The following is a 16123-nucleotide window of genomic DNA, read 5'->3' on the forward strand; positions in this document are numbered from 1 at the left end:
ATACTGCCACATCCATATTTAGGGTTTAGAACCATTCAAGAGCACGATCATACCAAGTGTCAGCCTGTCTTGAGTTATCCTCTTGATCGCCCTGCTCAATTACGCTGCTGTTAGGAATATTGAGTCCCTCACGGCGGCGCTGCTGATTGATACTGTCTTGCTGCCGTTGCCACTCCATTTGCTCGCGCGCGCGTTCTTGCTGATAGATAGACAAGGCACAGCTGCTGGCTTCTTTTGGTAGATGTGTTGACATCACGGGTAAGTAGCGTGCATCGGCGCAGTTTTCATTTGATAATTTACCAGAATTATTTTCCAGCCACAGCCATTCAATGCCCTCAGGTTCAGGCAATGCCACAGGTGTCAGTTTCAGGCGATCCATATAATCTTCCCATACTGGCAAGGCCCCAGTCCCACCGCTTAGACCAATGGGCTCATTGTCATCGCGTCCGACCCATACCACGCTGACATAGTTGCCACTATAACCTGCAAACCACGCATCACGGTAATCATTAGTGGTGCCGGTTTTACCTGCCAAATTGAGCTTGCTGCCCAATGACTGAATACGTTTGGCAGTGCCTTTTTTGACCACTTCTTGCAGCGCATAGTTGATCAAAAAGTTGGTCTCAGGAGGAATGCTGCGCTGAGTATTGAGTCCAGTGCGCTGTAAAATACGTCCGCGATCGTCAATCACGGTACGAATACTGTGAATCGGCGTGCGAAAGCCGCCTGTGGCAAATACCTGATAAATACCGAGCATATCCATAGGACTCAAGTCAACCGAACCCAGTAACACTGATGGGTAAGACGGTATTTTTTCTTTTACGCCCAATCGGCGCAGTTGTTTGGCAAAGGTATCGACACCAAACTCCATACCTAAGCGTACCGCGCTTTGGTTATAAGACTTGGCAAGGGCTGTCGTAAACGGTACATAGCCGTGATCGCGGCGGTCGTAGTTTTTAGGTGTCCAAGGTTTGCTGCCACTGATATTCACGGTGATGGGTGAGTCGTTAACCGAGCTGGCCAAATTATAGCGCCCACTTTCAAGTGCGGTCATATAAATCACAGGTTTGAGCAAAGATCCAACTTGGCGCTTGGCATCGACTGCACGGTTAAACCCTGTAAACTCACTACCGCTACCGACCACAGCGACCAACTCGCCAGTCTCTGGATTGGCACTAACCAAAGCGCTTTGTAAGTCTTTGGTTTTGCTGCCTTTACGGCGTAGCTCGCCCAATTTTTTCTCGACTGCTTTATCTGCTGCCATCTGAGCAATGGGGTTTAAGGTACTGATGATGGTTAATCCTTCGTTTTTTAGATCATCAGAGTAGTACACGTCATTTAGCTCACGCTTGACGATGTCCAAAAAGTCAGGAAATAAAGATTTGCCTTCGATCGCTTTATCAACCACGCCCAGTGGCTTTTCGATGGCCGCGTCATAGTCCTCTTGTGACAACTTACCAATAACCAGCATGTTGTTGAGTACGGTATCACGGCGCTGTTTGGCCGCTTCTGGATGGCGACGTGGATTATAAACACTTGGGCCTTTTGCCATGCCTACCAACAGGGCTTGCTGATCAACACGCAACTCATTTAACGGCTGATTAAAATAAAACTGCGAAGCCAAACCAAAGCCATTGATAGAGCGCTTGCCATTTTGACCCAAGTAAATCTCGTTAAGATACGCTTGTAGTATCTCATCTTTGCTATAATGCAGCTCAAGCAAAACTGCCATCAAGGCCTCATTGGCCTTACGTTTTAAGGTACGATCTGAGTTGAGATAAAAGTTTTTGATCAACTGCTGCGTGATGGTAGAGCCGCCCTGTCGTGAACCGCCAGTAAAGTTGTTAATAACCGCGCGGCCAATACCACGTATCGACACCCCTTTGTGCTCATAAAAGCCGCGATCTTCGGTGGCAATTAAGGCATCAATCAATGGCTGCGGCACATCGTCTAGCGATACGACCATGCGGTCTTCATTATTATCGGGATAGATGCCGCCGATACTGACTGGTTCTAAGCGAATAATACCCGTCTTGTTTTGCTCAGTGCTCTGAATAGACTTGATCTCGCCGCCTGAGAGCGTCATTTTGATGACTTGTCCCGGGTCGACATCATTGGCACTATAAGTGAAGCCGCGCGTATGGATAAAATAGGTGCTGCCTGATTTGTGGAAGCTGCCTGTCCGCGCATAGTCTTTGCTGCTGCGATAATTGAGCAACTCAAGCCATTGTTTGATTGTAGCGTTGTCGACACTTGCGCCTTGATACAGCTCTAGTGGCTGAGAATACACCTTGGCAGGAATGTCCCAGCGTTTGCCTTCAAACTTGTGGGTAATGGTGCGATCAAGCTTGACCAAATACAATGCCAATAGCACCATGCCTGCAATGACGATAATCAGCAAGATGGTGCTGAACACAAGACCGCGCTGCTGCGAGGGTAAGCTGTTAACAGCAGACTGAGACGATTGTGAGGGAACAAACTGGGACTTTTGCACTGATAACGCACCGTTTTGGGATAAAAAAACTGCCTCATAATGACGCAAAATGACAAAATTTTCAATCTATCATCAGTAGCATGATCATTCATGAGCCTGCTACTGCGGCCAAAGCTTGTATATACTGGACGGAGATCACTGGTAGATACTTGAGTAAGCCGCTATCTATAATAAAGCCAACCTTAAATGCTGGCGATGTTTTTTATGTGAATTTAGAGCCATCTGTTTGTGTTTCCTGCGTTTTTTCGCTTAGCGCTTCTTTATTTATGCTGACGCTCTAAGGAGTCTGTATCTACCATGTCTAGTGCCATTCCTACTACCTCCACAGTTCAGACCAAAGATGATGAACTAAACCATGGGCTGGTACTGCCGCCTATCGGCCACTGCTTTCATTGCGGAGACCCCGTGCCAAAACCGCCATTTGAAGCGTACATATTGGGTGCGCCGCGTGAGATGTGCTGTATGGGTTGTCAGCTGGCGGCACAAAGTATCATGGAGGCAGGACTTGAGCAGTATTATTTGGATCGCTCCGAAATCAACCGAACAGCCAGCTTGCCCACAGAGATGACTCGGCTGGAAGCATATGATCATGATGAGATCAAATCACAATTTGTGTATGCCCAAGATGGGTTGTCGGTGGCTGAGCTGTCGGTGAATAACCTACGCTGTGCGGCATGTACGTGGTTGATCGAATCTCGGCTGTATGAGGTTGATGGCATTGATAGGTGCCAAGTTAATTTAACCAATCAGCGGATGCGAGTGATTTGGGATGAAGCAAAGCTGCCCATCAGCCATATTCTTGCGGTGATTAACGAGATTGGTTATGAGGCCAAGCCCTATCGCCAAGACACTCATGAGGCCATGCTGGCGCGTCACAATAACAAAATGCTGATACGCTTAGGTATTGCCGCGCTTGGGGCGATGCAATCTATGATGTATGCCGTGGCGCTATATTTTGGTGAATATAGTGGCATGCTGATACTACAGCGGGATTTTTTGCGCTGGGTGTCGCTGTTTGTCAGTGTACCTGTATTTTTTTATGCAGGTATTCCATTTTTTGTCTCCGCATGGTCTGCTGTGCGCGCGCGTCAAGTGAATATGGATGTGCCTGTCAGTGTGGCCCTGGTGGTGACTTTTTTTGCCAGTCTTTATGCCACCATCACAGGCAGCGGGCATACTTATTATGACTCTGTGAGCATGTTTATTTTCTTTTTGCTGGCAGGGCGCTATATCGAACACAATGCACGGTTAAAAGCGGCGACTATGGCCAATGACTTGGTAGTGGTTGACCCAGTGTTGGTACAAAAAATCGCGGCAGACGAGCTAGCTGTGCAGCGAATACTGGCTCAAGTTGCAGCCGAGACGTCCGATACCAATGCGGCTACTGCGATTGATAGCCCTGCTCAAAATAACAAGTCGACACCGCCAATATCAAATACGTTGCAGCACATGAGTGAGGAGGTGCGCCGTATCACTACGCGCATCGCCCAAGACTGGCAACAACAAAACCATCTGCAAACCGCAACGCCAGAAAACACAAACATGGTGACCACGCAAAGCTTACAAGTGGGCGACATCATCATGGTTGAGGCTGGTGCTGAAATCATCAGCGATGGTATTTTGCTCAGTACCTCAGCAACCGTGTCACAAAGCCTGCTGACAGGTGAGGGCGATCTGATCGTCAAGCATCAAGGCGAGTATATCGTGGGCGGCGCGCAAAATGACAGCCAACCGTTTGTGATGCTGGTCACGGTAGCGCCTGAAGACAGTCAAATTGGTTTGATTGATCGCCTTATGAACCGTGCAATGAGTGAGAAGCCCAAGCTGGCACAGCAAGCTGATAAGCTGGCGCGCTGGTTTGTGGCGCGCATTTTAGTTTTATCAGTATTGGTCTTTGCAGGCTGGTATGTGGTGGATCCGAGTCAAGCTATTTGGGCGACAGTGGCCGTGCTGGTCGCGACCTGTCCTTGTGCGTTGTCACTGGCCACGCCGATCGCGCTGACAGTTGCCACCAACCGGCTGGCAAGCTATGGCTTTTTGACCACACGTGGACATACCCTGCAAACCTTGGCTGAGATCACGCATGTGGCTTTTGATAAAACGGGTACATTAACCTACGGTAAGCCCAATCTATTAAATATTGAGCTGTTTTCAGCGGCCAACAATGCGTCTGCCGCAGACAGTGTTGCCAAAAAAGACACCGTACTGGCCACGGCAGCAGCGCTTGAAGTGGGCAGCCGTCACCCCATTGCGCATGCATTACTGACAGCGGCCTACCAGCTACACTTACCAACGCCGCAGGACTTGACCCATTATCCTGCAGGCGGAGTAGAGGCGATGATCGACGGCGTACGCTATCGTATCGGGCATATGGATTTTGCGCTAGATACTGAAGCGGGTGCGCCGCTTCACAAGCCGACTATTGATTTAGAAGCGCACCGTGCCAGTTCAGCGGTCGTACTGTCTTACTGCCACATTGAGCAGGCAGCAGAGCATCAATGGCAAGCGTTGGCCTGCTTTTATTTTAACGACAAGGTGCGTGATACTGCGCCCCCTATGCTTGACCAGCTCAAGGTACTGGGTCTTGAATCGGTGATGCTCACGGGTGATCCAAGCCCGCAAGCCCTGACAATGGCTGATTCCTTGGGTTTACAGGCAGCCTATAATGGCTTATCCCCACTGGAAAAGGTACAGCATATCAAAGCGCTACAAAGCGATAACGCTGTAGTACTGATGGTCGGTGATGGTATCAATGATGCCCCCGTACTGGCGGCAGCGGACGTGTCGACCTCAATTGCAGGTGCGGCTGATCTGGCGCAAGTCTCAAGTGACAGTATTATATTAAATGGTCAAATCGAAGCCATTGCGGCCGCAAAACGCATCGCCGACAAAACGCAGCGTATTATCAAGCAAAATTTCCGCTGGGCGCTGGCCTACAACGGCATCGTATTGTTCCCTGCGGTGCTTGGTTATGTACCACCTTGGCTGGCTGCCATAGGCATGTCACTCAGCTCGCTGGTGGTGGTGTTAAATGCTTTGCGTCTAAAGCGCGCCTAACTGGATAAAGTGGTGAAAAAAAAGCCGCCTAATCAATAGGCGGCTTTTTGAATACAGATATGTAGTACGATATTAGTCTTGTAGGTAGCTGAGCAGACGCATAAATTCGATATACATCCACACGAGCGTCGCCAAAATACCAATGCTAAATACCCACTCGTAATCTTCAGAGATACCTGCTGCCACGCCGCGCTCAACGTTATCAAAATCAAGCAACAAGCTAAATGAAGCAATCACGACCACAAACAAGCTAAAACCAATGGCAATCATGCCGCCATCAAACAAAAATGGCAAACTTGAACCAAAGAGAATAAAACCCCACTGCACGATATACAGCAGCATAATGGCAAAAATGGCAGACATCATGATCGAGCGGAATTTTTCAGTGACTTTAATCAAGCCTGAACGATATAGCCCTAGCATAACCGCTGCGGTAACAAAGGTCGCACATAGTGCAGTTAGCGGTACACTTGGGTACATGCGCATAAAAAATAGTGAGATACCACCTAAGAAGATACCCTCTAGCAACGCATAAGGTACGGATAAGCTCTTAGCCGTATGTGGTTTAAAAATAATCACTAGGCTCAGCGCAAAAGCAGCAAACATGCTACCGAAGGCGGCTATGGTAATAAAACCTGCTGACAAACCAGCCATCATTGCATAAAAGAAAAAACCGATGCCCGATATGGCAGACAAACCGAGTAGCATACTGGTTTTTTGTACCACACCCTTGACGGTCATCGACTTACCGCCGACCGCAAGTTCGGCGCGACTGACAATAGGATTGGCCATACATGTATCCTTAATAATATAAATAAAATGATATAGATGTCGCTACTTTAGCAAACCCGAAATGATTGTCAACTGTGTTTGCGTGAGCGAGAATTTATAGGGTTTCAGCCTGATTGCAATTTGTGAAAAGTGTAAGCGGTCAAAGAAGCTGCCTGCGCCGCACTAAATCACTATCGTGTACCTGTGAAGGGTTAATAGACTGTTGTTAGTAATTATAAATAATATATGGGGTCAATTACTACAGTTAACAACAACCATTGGCAAATTATGCTAGTTTCGCTACTCATTTATCGCTATCATTATCGTGTGATTTAAACGTTATGCCGAGCCGTTTTATGGAAAACTCAGCGCAGTCAGCACGGCTGCCGCACTTACCCGAATCAGAATTGTTTCGCGCCATTAAGAACCCAGCGTTTCGCCGTATTGGGTTGATGGGACGTGCGGGTAAGCGCAGCGTAACCACCAGCCTGATACAAATCGCCCAGACCATCAATGAGATAGGGCTGACTCTAGTGATGGATGTGCAAACGGCGCATCTACCCACGTTAGACTTGACCGAGATCGAACGTATCAAAATCGTCAAGCGCGGTTTGATTGGTGAAATATGCGACTTGGTTATCGTGGTCGGCGGTGATGGCTCAATACTGCATGCTGCCGAAGCGCTCGCGCGCTACCGCGTGCCCGTATTGGGTATTAACCGTGGGCGCTTAGGGTTTTTGGCAGATGTTAAACCTGAAGAGGCGGCGTTCAAACTGCGCCAAGTGCTGATGGGTGATTACCAGCTAGACCATCGTTTTTTATTGACGATGGAGATTCGTGACGGGCGCAAGATTATTTATGAAGACATGGCGCTGAATGATGTGGTCTTGCATGCAGGCAAGTCAGTGCATATGATTGACTTCCAAATGAAAATTGATGGTCATGATGTTTATCGTCAGCACAGCGATGGCTTGATCGTCGCGACACCGACAGGGTCGACCGCATATGCACTGTCAGGCGGTGGGCCTATTATCCATCCGAGTATGGACGCCATTTGTTTGGTGCCTATGCATCCGCATACCTTATCCAGCCGTCCTATCGTGGTTAGTGGCAATAGCGAAATCAGCATTCGTATTCATGAGGACAACCGCACCCAGCCCATGGTCAGCGCCGATGGCAAACAAGGTATGCCGCTTGAACAAAATCAGCGCTTGTATATTCGCAAGCATCCTGACAAATTAACGCTGCTACATCCACCAGGTTTTGATTTTTATGAAGCTTGCCGCACCAAGCTGCATTGGAATGTACACGCGGACGAATTCAGTCTTGATCATGATGACGATGATGAGTAGGTTATTTGATGGTCATGCATTAGGGACACGCCCTAGCATATCAAGCGCGCAGAAAACAGTAGAGAGAAAAGACTATGAACAAAGAGACGATATTAGCGAGCCTAACCCCTGAAGTGGTAGAAAAATTCCGCTTGGCCATTGAGATTGGCAAATGGCCAGATGGTCGCCGTCTGACGCCTGAGCAGCGTGAGACCTGCATGCAAGCGGTCATGATTTGGGAACACGAGCATCTGTCACCTGCTGAGCGTACAGGCTATATCCATAAGCCTATCAAAGAGGACGGCAGCGTGGTTGGCGAGGCGTGTGATGTTGAACATGAGCACCACTATCCCAATATGCCAAACCCCAAAGGAGAGATCCAACCCGTCAAGTTTCAAGATAAATAAAAGATCGCTCACTCATGCGCATCTCTGCTTGAGTGAACGCATCAAAAACGCCGCACTATCTTTAGATAATGCGGCGTTTTTATGGTCTATATTGTCGACATTCGCGACAACTAGGCAGTGATTATAATGACGCGGTATCCACACTTGGACGCAAGGTCAGTGGATTGTGCTGCATCAAAAATCCTTGCCAACCCCAATGCAAAAAGTTACGGATATTGGCATGGTCGGTACCATTTGGTGTGGCACGTACTTTTTCATAATGCTCACCAAACAACTGCAAGGTATCAATTTGGCTTAAGCTATGATGTTTGGCAAATCCAAAAATCTTAGCGCTGCCTTCATTTTCTCCTGCATCATTGTGTACCATGCCATTAACAAAAGATACAGGAGTATAGCGATAAAAATCATCAATAAAGCTGATGACATCATTAAATCCAATGGCTTTTTTGTTCAAACCATTAAGCAATGCCGATACGTCTGACTGGCGGATACTCATAATTAAATGACCTCAAAGCAAGTTAAAAAGCAAACACTATATTAAACGCATATGACTTAACGATTAAAATAGTCTTCGTCATCAAAAGAAGGCGCAAAGTTGCCTTGTTCTAGATGCTGCATTTGCGATTGTACAGAACGTTCATGCTGAATACGCTGATAAATCTCTTCACGGTGTACAGCGATGTCTTTTGGCGCATTGACGCCCAGACGTACCTGATTGCCTTTAACACCCAAGACAGTCACACTCACTTCATCACCGATCATTAATGTTTCGCCCACACGGCGTGTCAAAATCAACATGCGTCACACTCCTTATGTCGCATTAGTAAATTATTACTCATTACGTTACATCTCAATTGCAGGATATCACCCATTAGCAGCAGTTGCTTGGTTTTTATACGGATAACCTTATCAGCATATAACCAATATCAATCACACTCAACCCGAGGGCGCTGCCTTGTGGTGACAATAGGTAAATTCATTTGGCCCAAATGAAGTGTCCATTATAGGTGGCATAACCGATACTGTCACGGCTTTTCATAACATTCACTGGTGGCTATGTATTTTATGAACCTCTATATGTATAAAAAATAGGATCTTAAAAGACCCTATTTGGTATGAACCATCAATGTTGTCCCAGCCCTAACAGCATAGTGCTGACATAGTGCTTAGCTGGCCACTTTGCTCTCGCCATCTTCACGGTCAAGGCCAAAAGCGGTGTGCAGTGACTTAACAGCTTTTTCTAAATGCTGCTCTTGAATCAATACAGATACTTTGATTTCACTGGTAGAGATCATTTGGATGTTGATGTTATTTTCTGCCAAGGTTTGAAACATCAAGCTGGCTACGCCCGCGTGTGAGCGCATGCCAACGCCGACCAAAGAGACTTTGACCACGTCGCTGTTACCAACCACTTCTTTGGCACCAATGTCGTCTTTGACTTCATTGTTCAGCACAGACATCGCCTTGTCCATATCGTTGCGGTTTACAGTGAAGCTAAAGTCAGTGGTACCGTGTGCTGATACGTTCTGAACGATCATATCAATCTCGATATTGGCACGACCGATAGGGCTGAGGATGGCTGAGGCGATACCAGGGTGATCAGGCACACCGCGTACTACAATTTTCGCTTCGTCGCGGTTAAAAGCGATACCTGAGATGATTGCCTGTTCCATGTTGTCTCCTTCGTCTATCGTAATTAGGGTGCCGACGCTGTTTTTAAAGTCGTCATCAAAACTGCCATCAGTATCTTCATCAAAGCTTGACAACACGCGTAACGGTACGCCGTATTTGCCTGCAAATTCTACTGAGCGAATTTGTAAGATTTTTGAGCCAAGACTTGCCATCTCAAGCATTTCTTCAAAAGTGATCTTTTTAAGCTTTTTGGCTTTTGAGGTGACCCGTGGGTCTGTGGTGTATACGCCGTCAACGTCGGTATAAATCTGGCATTCATCCGCGCCAAGCGCTGCTGCAATCGCAACCCCAGTGGTGTCTGAGCCGCCGCGTCCTAGGGTGGTTGAGTTGCCTTCATCATCAATGCCCTGAAAGCCTGCGACGATGACGATATTGCCCGCATCAAGCTGCTCGCGGATGTTTTCATCATCAATACTTTCGATACGGGCTTTGTTGTGCGCATTATCGGTTTTGATCGCAACTTGACGCCCTGTAAATGAACGTGCGCCAATACCCAACTCTTTAATCGCCATCGCCAGTAAGGAGATAGAGACCTGCTCACCCGTTGAGACCATTTGGTCGTATTCGCGTGGGTCGGGCTGCTTACTGATTTGGCGCGCCAAGTCAATCAAGCGGTTGGTTTCGCCGCTCATGGCTGAGACCACGACCACTACTTGGTGGCCATTGTCATGCCAGCGTTTGATACGCTTGGCGACGTTTTTGATGCGGTCGATACTGCCCATGGACGTACCGCCGTATTTTTGTACTATTAACGCCATAAAGGTTTACCTATGATTCATCAATGGCCATTGCTTCGTACCAATTATGCAACAGACTTATGGTGCATATCTGTAAGACCCTGCTTACCAGATAAAGCTCAAAACGTATGCATTGGCACTCGTAACAATCGCGCTGGATTATAGAAATTGCAAAACTCGTATGAGAGGGTGATGTATTTATTGTCTGACCGCTGTACTTTATAGCACACTTGCGCGGCAAATTTAAGTCGCAGTCTGGGTTAGACCTATGGCGATTGGTTATAGTCCTTATAACCAGTCGCCATAGGCGTGAGCTATTGAACCCATTTTAACCCAATTGGGTCTCAATCCATGCAGGCAAGGTACCAATGACAGCGGCGCTATTGTCCGCCTTGGGTGCGCCGCCTTGGGCATAGTCAGGCTTGCCGCCGCCCTTACCACCCAGCTCACCCGCCAGATGACGAATGATATCACCTGCTTTGATGCGGCTGGTGACTGATTTTGCCACACTGGCAGCCAGTGCCAACTGACCTTCTTTATCACCGATTAGGACAATGACGCTATCTGGTAGTTTGGATTTGATATCGTCCATTAGGGTACGAATGGATTTGCCATCAATGCCTGCAAGGGTACTGACCAAGACAGGCGTACTGGCGATGGTTTGTACCTCATCCAATAAGTCGGCTGCTTGTGCGCTGGCCATTTTTTGCTGCAAGCGCTCTAATTGTTTTTCAAGCTCGCGCTGCTTGTCTGCCATGGTGCGCACACGCTGTGCCACTTCGGGGCGTTTGACTTTCAGTTGTCCTGCGAGCTCGCTTAATTGCTGCTCGCTTTGCTGAACGTATTTTAAGGCGTTCATACCTGTGAGGGCTTCGATACGGCGGACACCTGCGGCAATACCTGCTTCACTGGTGATCTTGAGCATACCAATATCACCAGTACGCTCAACATGCAAGCCGCCGCACAGCTCAATAGAGAAGGGCTGGCGCTGTCCGTCAACGATATGATCTGTACCCATGGTTAAGACACGTACATCTGAGCCATACTTTTCGCCAAAGAGTGCCATCGCGCCTTGATTCATAGCCGCATCGATACTCATGTGCTCGATACGAGCTGGGGTATTGGCTTGGATCTGCTCATTGACCAAGCGCTCTACACGAGCAATCTCAGCATTGCTAACTGGCTGATCATACGAAAAGTCAAAACGTAGCACGTCACTGGTGACCAGTGAGCCTTTTTGCGTGACGTCATTACCCAAGACGTGGCGCAGTGCCGCATGTAACAGGTGAGTGGCTGAGTGGTTTTTGGCACTGGCCGCGCGAATGCTAGAGAGTACTTGGGCAGAGGCGCTTTGAGCCGTGGTCATTTCACCCATAGTGACCACGCCATAATGAATAATGGCTTGCCCTGATTTTTTGGTATCTTGTACTTCAAAAACACCCGAGCTGCTACGAATCTCACCCAGCTCGCCTGCCTGTCCGCCGCCCTCTGCGTAAAATGGCGTACGATTAAGGACGATCACGCCTTCGCTGCCTTCGGGTAGGCTATCGACGGCTTGGCCATCTTGATATAGCGCGTCGATGTGTAAGTTTTCTTCGCTTAATTGTTCATAACCGACAAATTCAGTCGGTGTTTCTACCTGAATGACACTGCTGTAATCGACATCGAACTTACCCGCATCACGAGCGCGTTCACGCTGCGCTTGCATGTGCTCGTCAAATTCGTCTTCGTCAATGATGATGCCGCGCTCACGAGTGATATCAGCAGTCAAATCAACAGGGAAGCCATAGGTGTCATACAATTTAAAGGCCGCTTCGCCTGAGAGCGTGTCGCCATCTTTGAGGTTTTCAAGCTCGCTGGCAAGTAAGCGCAGGCCCTGTGCCAAGGTTTTGGCAAACTGGGTTTCCTCTTTTAAAATGGCATTTTCAATACGAGCTTGCTGCTCTACCAGCTCAGGATAGGCATCACCCATCTGCGCAACAAGCGGCGCAACCATCTTGTAGAAAAATTCACTATCAGCGCCCAGCTTATTGCCATGACGGACAGCGCGGCGAATAACACGGCGTAGCACATAGCCGCGCCCTTCATTACTTGGCATCACCCCATCAGCAATCAAAAACGATACGGCGCGGATATGATCGGCGATCACTTTCAGCGATGCTTGCTGCTCATTGGTGATGTCCAAGACGTCAGCAGCGGCATCCATTAATTCGACAAATAAATCGATCTCATAGTTGCTGTGTACGCCTTGCATGATGGCACTGATGCGCTCAAGGCCCATACCTGTATCCACACTTGGGGCAGGTAATGGCAGCATAGTGCCATCTTTTTGGCGATTAAACTGCATAAAGACGCAGTTCCAAATCTCAATATAACGGTCGCCATCTTCTTCAGGCGTGCCAGGTAGGCCGCCTTCGATATCTGCACCGTGGTCATAAAACACTTCGGTACAAGGGCCGCAAGGGCCAGTGTCACCCATGGTCCAAAAGTTGTCTGAGGCGTAAGGTGCCCCTTTATTATCGCCAATACGAATGATACGATCGGCACTGATGCCAATATCGTTGTGCCAAATATCAAAGGCTTCGTCATCGGTTTCATAAATGGTGACGTACAAGCGATCTTTATCAAGACCCAGTTGCTCTTTAGAAGTTAAAAACTCCCAAATATAAGCGATACCGACTTTTTTGAAGTAGTCGCCAAATGAGAAGTTCCCCAGCATTTCAAAAAACGTGTGATGACGCGCGGTATAACCAACATTGTCCAAATCGTTGTGTTTACCACCAGCACGTACGCATTTTTGTGAGGTCACGGCGCGGCTGTAGTCGCGTGGCTCCATCCCCAAAAAAGTCTCTTTGAACTGGTTCATGCCCGCATTGGTGAACAGCAACGTGGGGTCATTGTGCGGAATCAGGCTTGATGAGGCGACATTGGTGTGCTGCTTGCTTATAAAAAAATCGATAAAGGCTTGGCGAATATCGGCTGAGCGAAAAGGCTGGCTCACAGCGGCTCCTTACTAACAGAGAAGATGAAAAGAATAATAGAGTAAATAATTTTGCAAGCGATTTTAGCACAATCATCTATGACGTGTGGGTTATTCCTCAGTAAGCAATCGATAACGCGCCACTGATAGCGCGTGTTGCGTAGAGCAATATGGTTGGGCTGGCAGGCTTGGTTGGTTACATCAGTTGGTCAAAATGGCAGCATCAGTTTCATCAAGCTTGTCTTTGATGAGAGGATCGGACTCAATCACTTGCACAGGTAGATAACGCAGTTGCAGCTTGATAGGAGGATACTTGGGGAAGCGCTCAGTCATCTCTTTGGTGATCACATTTTCGATCTCTTGTACATCTTGTGAGTTTGGCGAGGTTTCACCGCGAATCACGGCGCGGATGATTTGAAAGCCATTGTTTTTATCAAACTGAGTATTGGTTAATACATTTCCCTGATCTTTAAAATGGGCATTGATGGCTTCTTTAACCTGATTTTCGAAGGCTTGCTGTTTGGCATTACTATTTAGGTTCAGTGTCAAATAAATACCCAGACCGACCAATAGACACAAAGTGACTGCATTACGGCGTAAAAAGGTCAAATAGGTGCCTGATTTATAATCATCATCGACCAATCGGCGAAACCCTAGAAACCACAGTACCATTGCGTTGGTAAACTGAATGGCAATGATGTTGGTTATGGCAAGTAGCAGCGCCCCAAGCCCCATTTGTAGCTCACCGTTGGCAAACAAGATGCCACTGGCAGCCAGCGGCGGCACCAAAGCCGTGGCAACGGCAACGCCAACAACCGCCACAGATAAGTGCGGAGACACCATCGCATAAGCGCCTGCAGTACCACCAGCAAGGGCAATCATCAAATCCATTGAGGTTGGCTGTGTGCGTGACAATATCTCAGAGGTTAAAGGCTGCCCCTGATGCAGTAGTCCAACCACGAAGCCCACCACTATCACCAGTGACACACCAGCAGCCACGGTTAACAAAGATTTGCGCAGTAGCGGCATGCGATAATCGATAATCGCTAGCGCCACGCCCGTGATGGGGCCGAGCATCATGGCGACGAGCATCGCACCGATCACCACCGCCGCTGAATTGGTCACCAAGCCATAGCTGGCAATAATGGCGGACAGCGTATTCATGACAAAGTACATTTTACTTGGTAGTGCGTTGGCCTCAATGGTAACGCGTACTTCAGGGTAATCTATTTTTTTATCACTAAATTGCTCAGCAACAAATTGTTTGTAAGCCTCAAGTTTGGCTTCTTTTTTCTCTTGCTCAGCCGCTTCTTTTTCAGCTTCTGCACTGACGGCATCTTCTGGGTCAATACTGCCTTCTTGGGTATTTGGATCGGCGCTGATGACCTCTGCGGGTATGTCGTCACCACTATCGGTTGCAGGTGTCGTTGATGACTTCAAGCCTGCTTCTGTATGGGTTGCTTCTGATGCCGCTGGCGGGTTAGTGGCGTGAGATACATCCGTATGGGTATCTGTCGTGCCAGCAATATCCGTGTTCGTGGTAGAGGCAGGCTGTGCCGCTGCACTAGAATCGTTGAGGCTTTCGTCTACAGGTACGGAGTGGCTATTATTGGCATCATCTGTATGATGCGCCGTGGTGGTTGGTTCTTGTTTGTCGATGGTGTCTGAGCTGTCTTGATCTGAGTTGTCTTGAATAGTACGGCTATCAGTGTCTTCAGTACTTGAGATGTCCTCTGTTTCTGCCTGCGCGGCTGCATTCGGGTCAGGGGTTTCTAAGGTGGCAATGACCACATCGGGGCTGGGCGAGGTGATGGTGACCTTAGGTTCTGGAGGCTGTGCGCCTGAGCGTGCTTCTTGTTCATAGTCGTCTTCACTGACACCAGATAAGGTATCAGAGGCAGCATAACCTGTGTTGTCGAGCAGTATTTCAGGTGTTTCTGTGCTTTGCTCATCCATTGCAGGTGTGGTCGCAGGGTCAGTATCTTTTGGTGGCGGTGCGGCGTCAGAAGCAGTCATGGCAAGTAGGCTTTATCAAGAGGGTGACAGAGAGTCATTATTGTAATGATAAAGCGCTGCGTACGTGTCTTTTTTTTGTGCAAGAGCATTCAACCATATCCAAAAAATGATGGTTTTGATCAAAAGTGAGGCAGTTTGAAGGTAAAAATGCGTAAAAAAAGTAGGTTAGGAAAGTATGAGAGTAAATCCATAATATTAACATGGTTTTGAACACAAGTCAGCTATTATGCGTAAACGTGGCGTTTATATTAAATACTTACTATTAGTATGGATATGGCGTATAAAGTACTTATACCCACACAATGTATGAGGATTAAATCATGAACTGGCCATTATTCTCTATCGTTTACTCCATGGCAGCAACGGTCATTACTGGTTTATTTATTATTGGCGTATTGGTCGCAGGCTATGATGGCATTTGGCATATGCAGGTCACAGTAGTTGCAGGGTTGGTCGCTTCTATCCCTGCTGGAATTTTCTTTACCAAAAAAATCAGTAGCATCACTGGGAATGAAGATGTTTATAGACTGTAGTCGCATGATGACAAGTTAAGAGCACAGTATTGGTCAATGCAAAGGCCATGAACAAAGAAAAGACCTTTAGCGTATAAAGGTCTTTTTTTGTACAAATATAAAAGG

10 protein-coding genes and 1 pseudogene are annotated in these 16123 nt (G+C 47.7%); 4 read left to right on the forward strand and 7 right to left on the reverse strand.

Going from position 1 to position 16123, the window contains the following annotated elements:
• Positions 1-25 precede the first annotated feature (25 nt).
• Positions 26-2377, reverse strand: a complete 2352-nt coding sequence (mrcB, locus tag ACFI32_RS03170) for a penicillin-binding protein 1B (protein WP_462625143.1) — start codon at positions 2375-2377, stop codon at positions 26-28.
• A 414-nt stretch (positions 2378-2791) separates the two neighbouring features.
• Here mrcB and ACFI32_RS03175 point away from each other — a divergent pair, with 414 nt between their 5' ends.
• Positions 2792-5551: a heavy metal translocating P-type ATPase gene (locus ACFI32_RS03175; RefSeq protein WP_462625053.1), complete on the forward strand. Its 2760-nt coding sequence runs from the start codon at positions 2792-2794 to the stop codon at positions 5549-5551.
• Between the two features lie 72 nt (positions 5552-5623).
• On the opposite strand, the gene ACFI32_RS03180 is transcribed toward ACFI32_RS03175, so the two are convergent.
• Entirely contained in the window at positions 5624-6343 is a 720-nt protein-coding gene (locus ACFI32_RS03180) for a Bax inhibitor-1/YccA family protein (RefSeq protein WP_462625054.1), read from the reverse strand.
• 320 nt (positions 6344-6663) lie between these two features.
• Between ACFI32_RS03180 and ACFI32_RS03185 the strand changes: the two genes are divergently transcribed.
• Both ACFI32_RS03185 and ACFI32_RS03190 read left to right on the forward strand, forming a co-directional pair.
• Positions 6664-7674 carry an NAD(+) kinase gene (locus ACFI32_RS03185; protein ID WP_462625055.1) on the forward strand — a complete coding sequence of 337 codons (1011 nt, stop codon included), beginning with the start codon at positions 6664-6666 and terminating at the stop codon, positions 7672-7674.
• Between the two features lie 74 nt (positions 7675-7748).
• Positions 7749-8060 carry a YeaC family protein gene (locus ACFI32_RS03190; RefSeq protein WP_462625056.1) on the forward strand — a complete coding sequence of 104 codons (312 nt, stop codon included), beginning with the start codon at positions 7749-7751 and terminating at the stop codon, positions 8058-8060.
• A 121-nt stretch (positions 8061-8181) separates the two neighbouring features.
• Here ACFI32_RS03190 and ACFI32_RS03195 read toward each other — a convergent pair whose 3' ends face one another.
• The 5 genes and pseudogenes from ACFI32_RS03195 to ACFI32_RS03215 form a co-directional block, all read right to left on the reverse strand.
• A complete protein-coding gene (locus tag ACFI32_RS03195; protein ID WP_462625057.1) occupies positions 8182-8556 on the reverse strand; it encodes a HopJ type III effector protein in 375 nt (124 codons plus the stop codon).
• Positions 8557-8690: 134 nt separating this feature from the next.
• A pseudogene (gene csrA / locus ACFI32_RS03200) lies at positions 8691-8858 on the reverse strand (carbon storage regulator CsrA); the annotation flags it as partial.
• Positions 8859-9226: 368 nt separating this feature from the next.
• Complete coding sequence (locus ACFI32_RS03205) at positions 9227-10510, reverse strand: aspartate kinase (protein ID WP_462625058.1); 1284 nt, start codon at positions 10508-10510, stop codon at positions 9227-9229.
• Positions 10511-10817: 307 nt separating this feature from the next.
• Positions 10818-13490 (reverse strand): alanine--tRNA ligase, encoded by a 2673-nt coding sequence (alaS, locus tag ACFI32_RS03210; protein WP_462625059.1) that lies wholly within the window; start codon positions 13488-13490, stop codon positions 10818-10820.
• Between the two features lie 180 nt (positions 13491-13670).
• A complete protein-coding gene (locus ACFI32_RS03215; protein WP_462625060.1) occupies positions 13671-15485 on the reverse strand; it encodes a DUF389 domain-containing protein in 1815 nt (604 codons plus the stop codon).
• Positions 15486-15805: 320 nt separating this feature from the next.
• Here ACFI32_RS03215 and ACFI32_RS03220 point away from each other — a divergent pair, with 320 nt between their 5' ends.
• Positions 15806-16018, forward strand: a complete 213-nt coding sequence (locus ACFI32_RS03220; RefSeq protein WP_462625061.1) for a hypothetical protein — start codon at positions 15806-15808, stop codon at positions 16016-16018.
• The last annotated feature ends 105 nt before the right edge of the window (positions 16019-16123 follow it).

The sequence above is a fragment of the Psychrobacter sp. PSi21 genome (assembly GCF_054960615.1).

Bases quoted from the DNA above. Each gene is read 5' to 3' on its own strand.
- mrcB (WP_462625143.1), bottom strand. From the start codon at position 2,377: ATGGTGCTATTGGCATTGTATTTGGTCAAGCTTGATCGCACCATTACC.
- ACFI32_RS03175 (WP_462625053.1), top strand. From the start codon at position 2,792: ATGTCTAGTGCCATTCCTACTACCTCCACAGTTCAGACCAAAGATGAT.
- ACFI32_RS03180 (WP_462625054.1), bottom strand. From the start codon at position 6,343: ATGGCCAATCCTATTGTCAGTCGCGCCGAACTTGCGGTCGGCGGTAAG.
- ACFI32_RS03185 (WP_462625055.1), top strand. From the start codon at position 6,664: ATGCCGAGCCGTTTTATGGAAAACTCAGCGCAGTCAGCACGGCTGCCG.
- ACFI32_RS03190 (WP_462625056.1), top strand. From the start codon at position 7,749: ATGAACAAAGAGACGATATTAGCGAGCCTAACCCCTGAAGTGGTAGAA.
- ACFI32_RS03195 (WP_462625057.1), bottom strand. From the start codon at position 8,556: ATGAGTATCCGCCAGTCAGACGTATCGGCATTGCTTAATGGTTTGAAC.
- ACFI32_RS03205 (WP_462625058.1), bottom strand. From the start codon at position 10,510: ATGGCGTTAATAGTACAAAAATACGGCGGTACGTCCATGGGCAGTATC.
- ACFI32_RS03215 (WP_462625060.1), bottom strand. From the start codon at position 15,485: ATGACTGCTTCTGACGCCGCACCGCCACCAAAAGATACTGACCCTGCG.
- ACFI32_RS03220 (WP_462625061.1), top strand. From the start codon at position 15,806: ATGAACTGGCCATTATTCTCTATCGTTTACTCCATGGCAGCAACGGTC.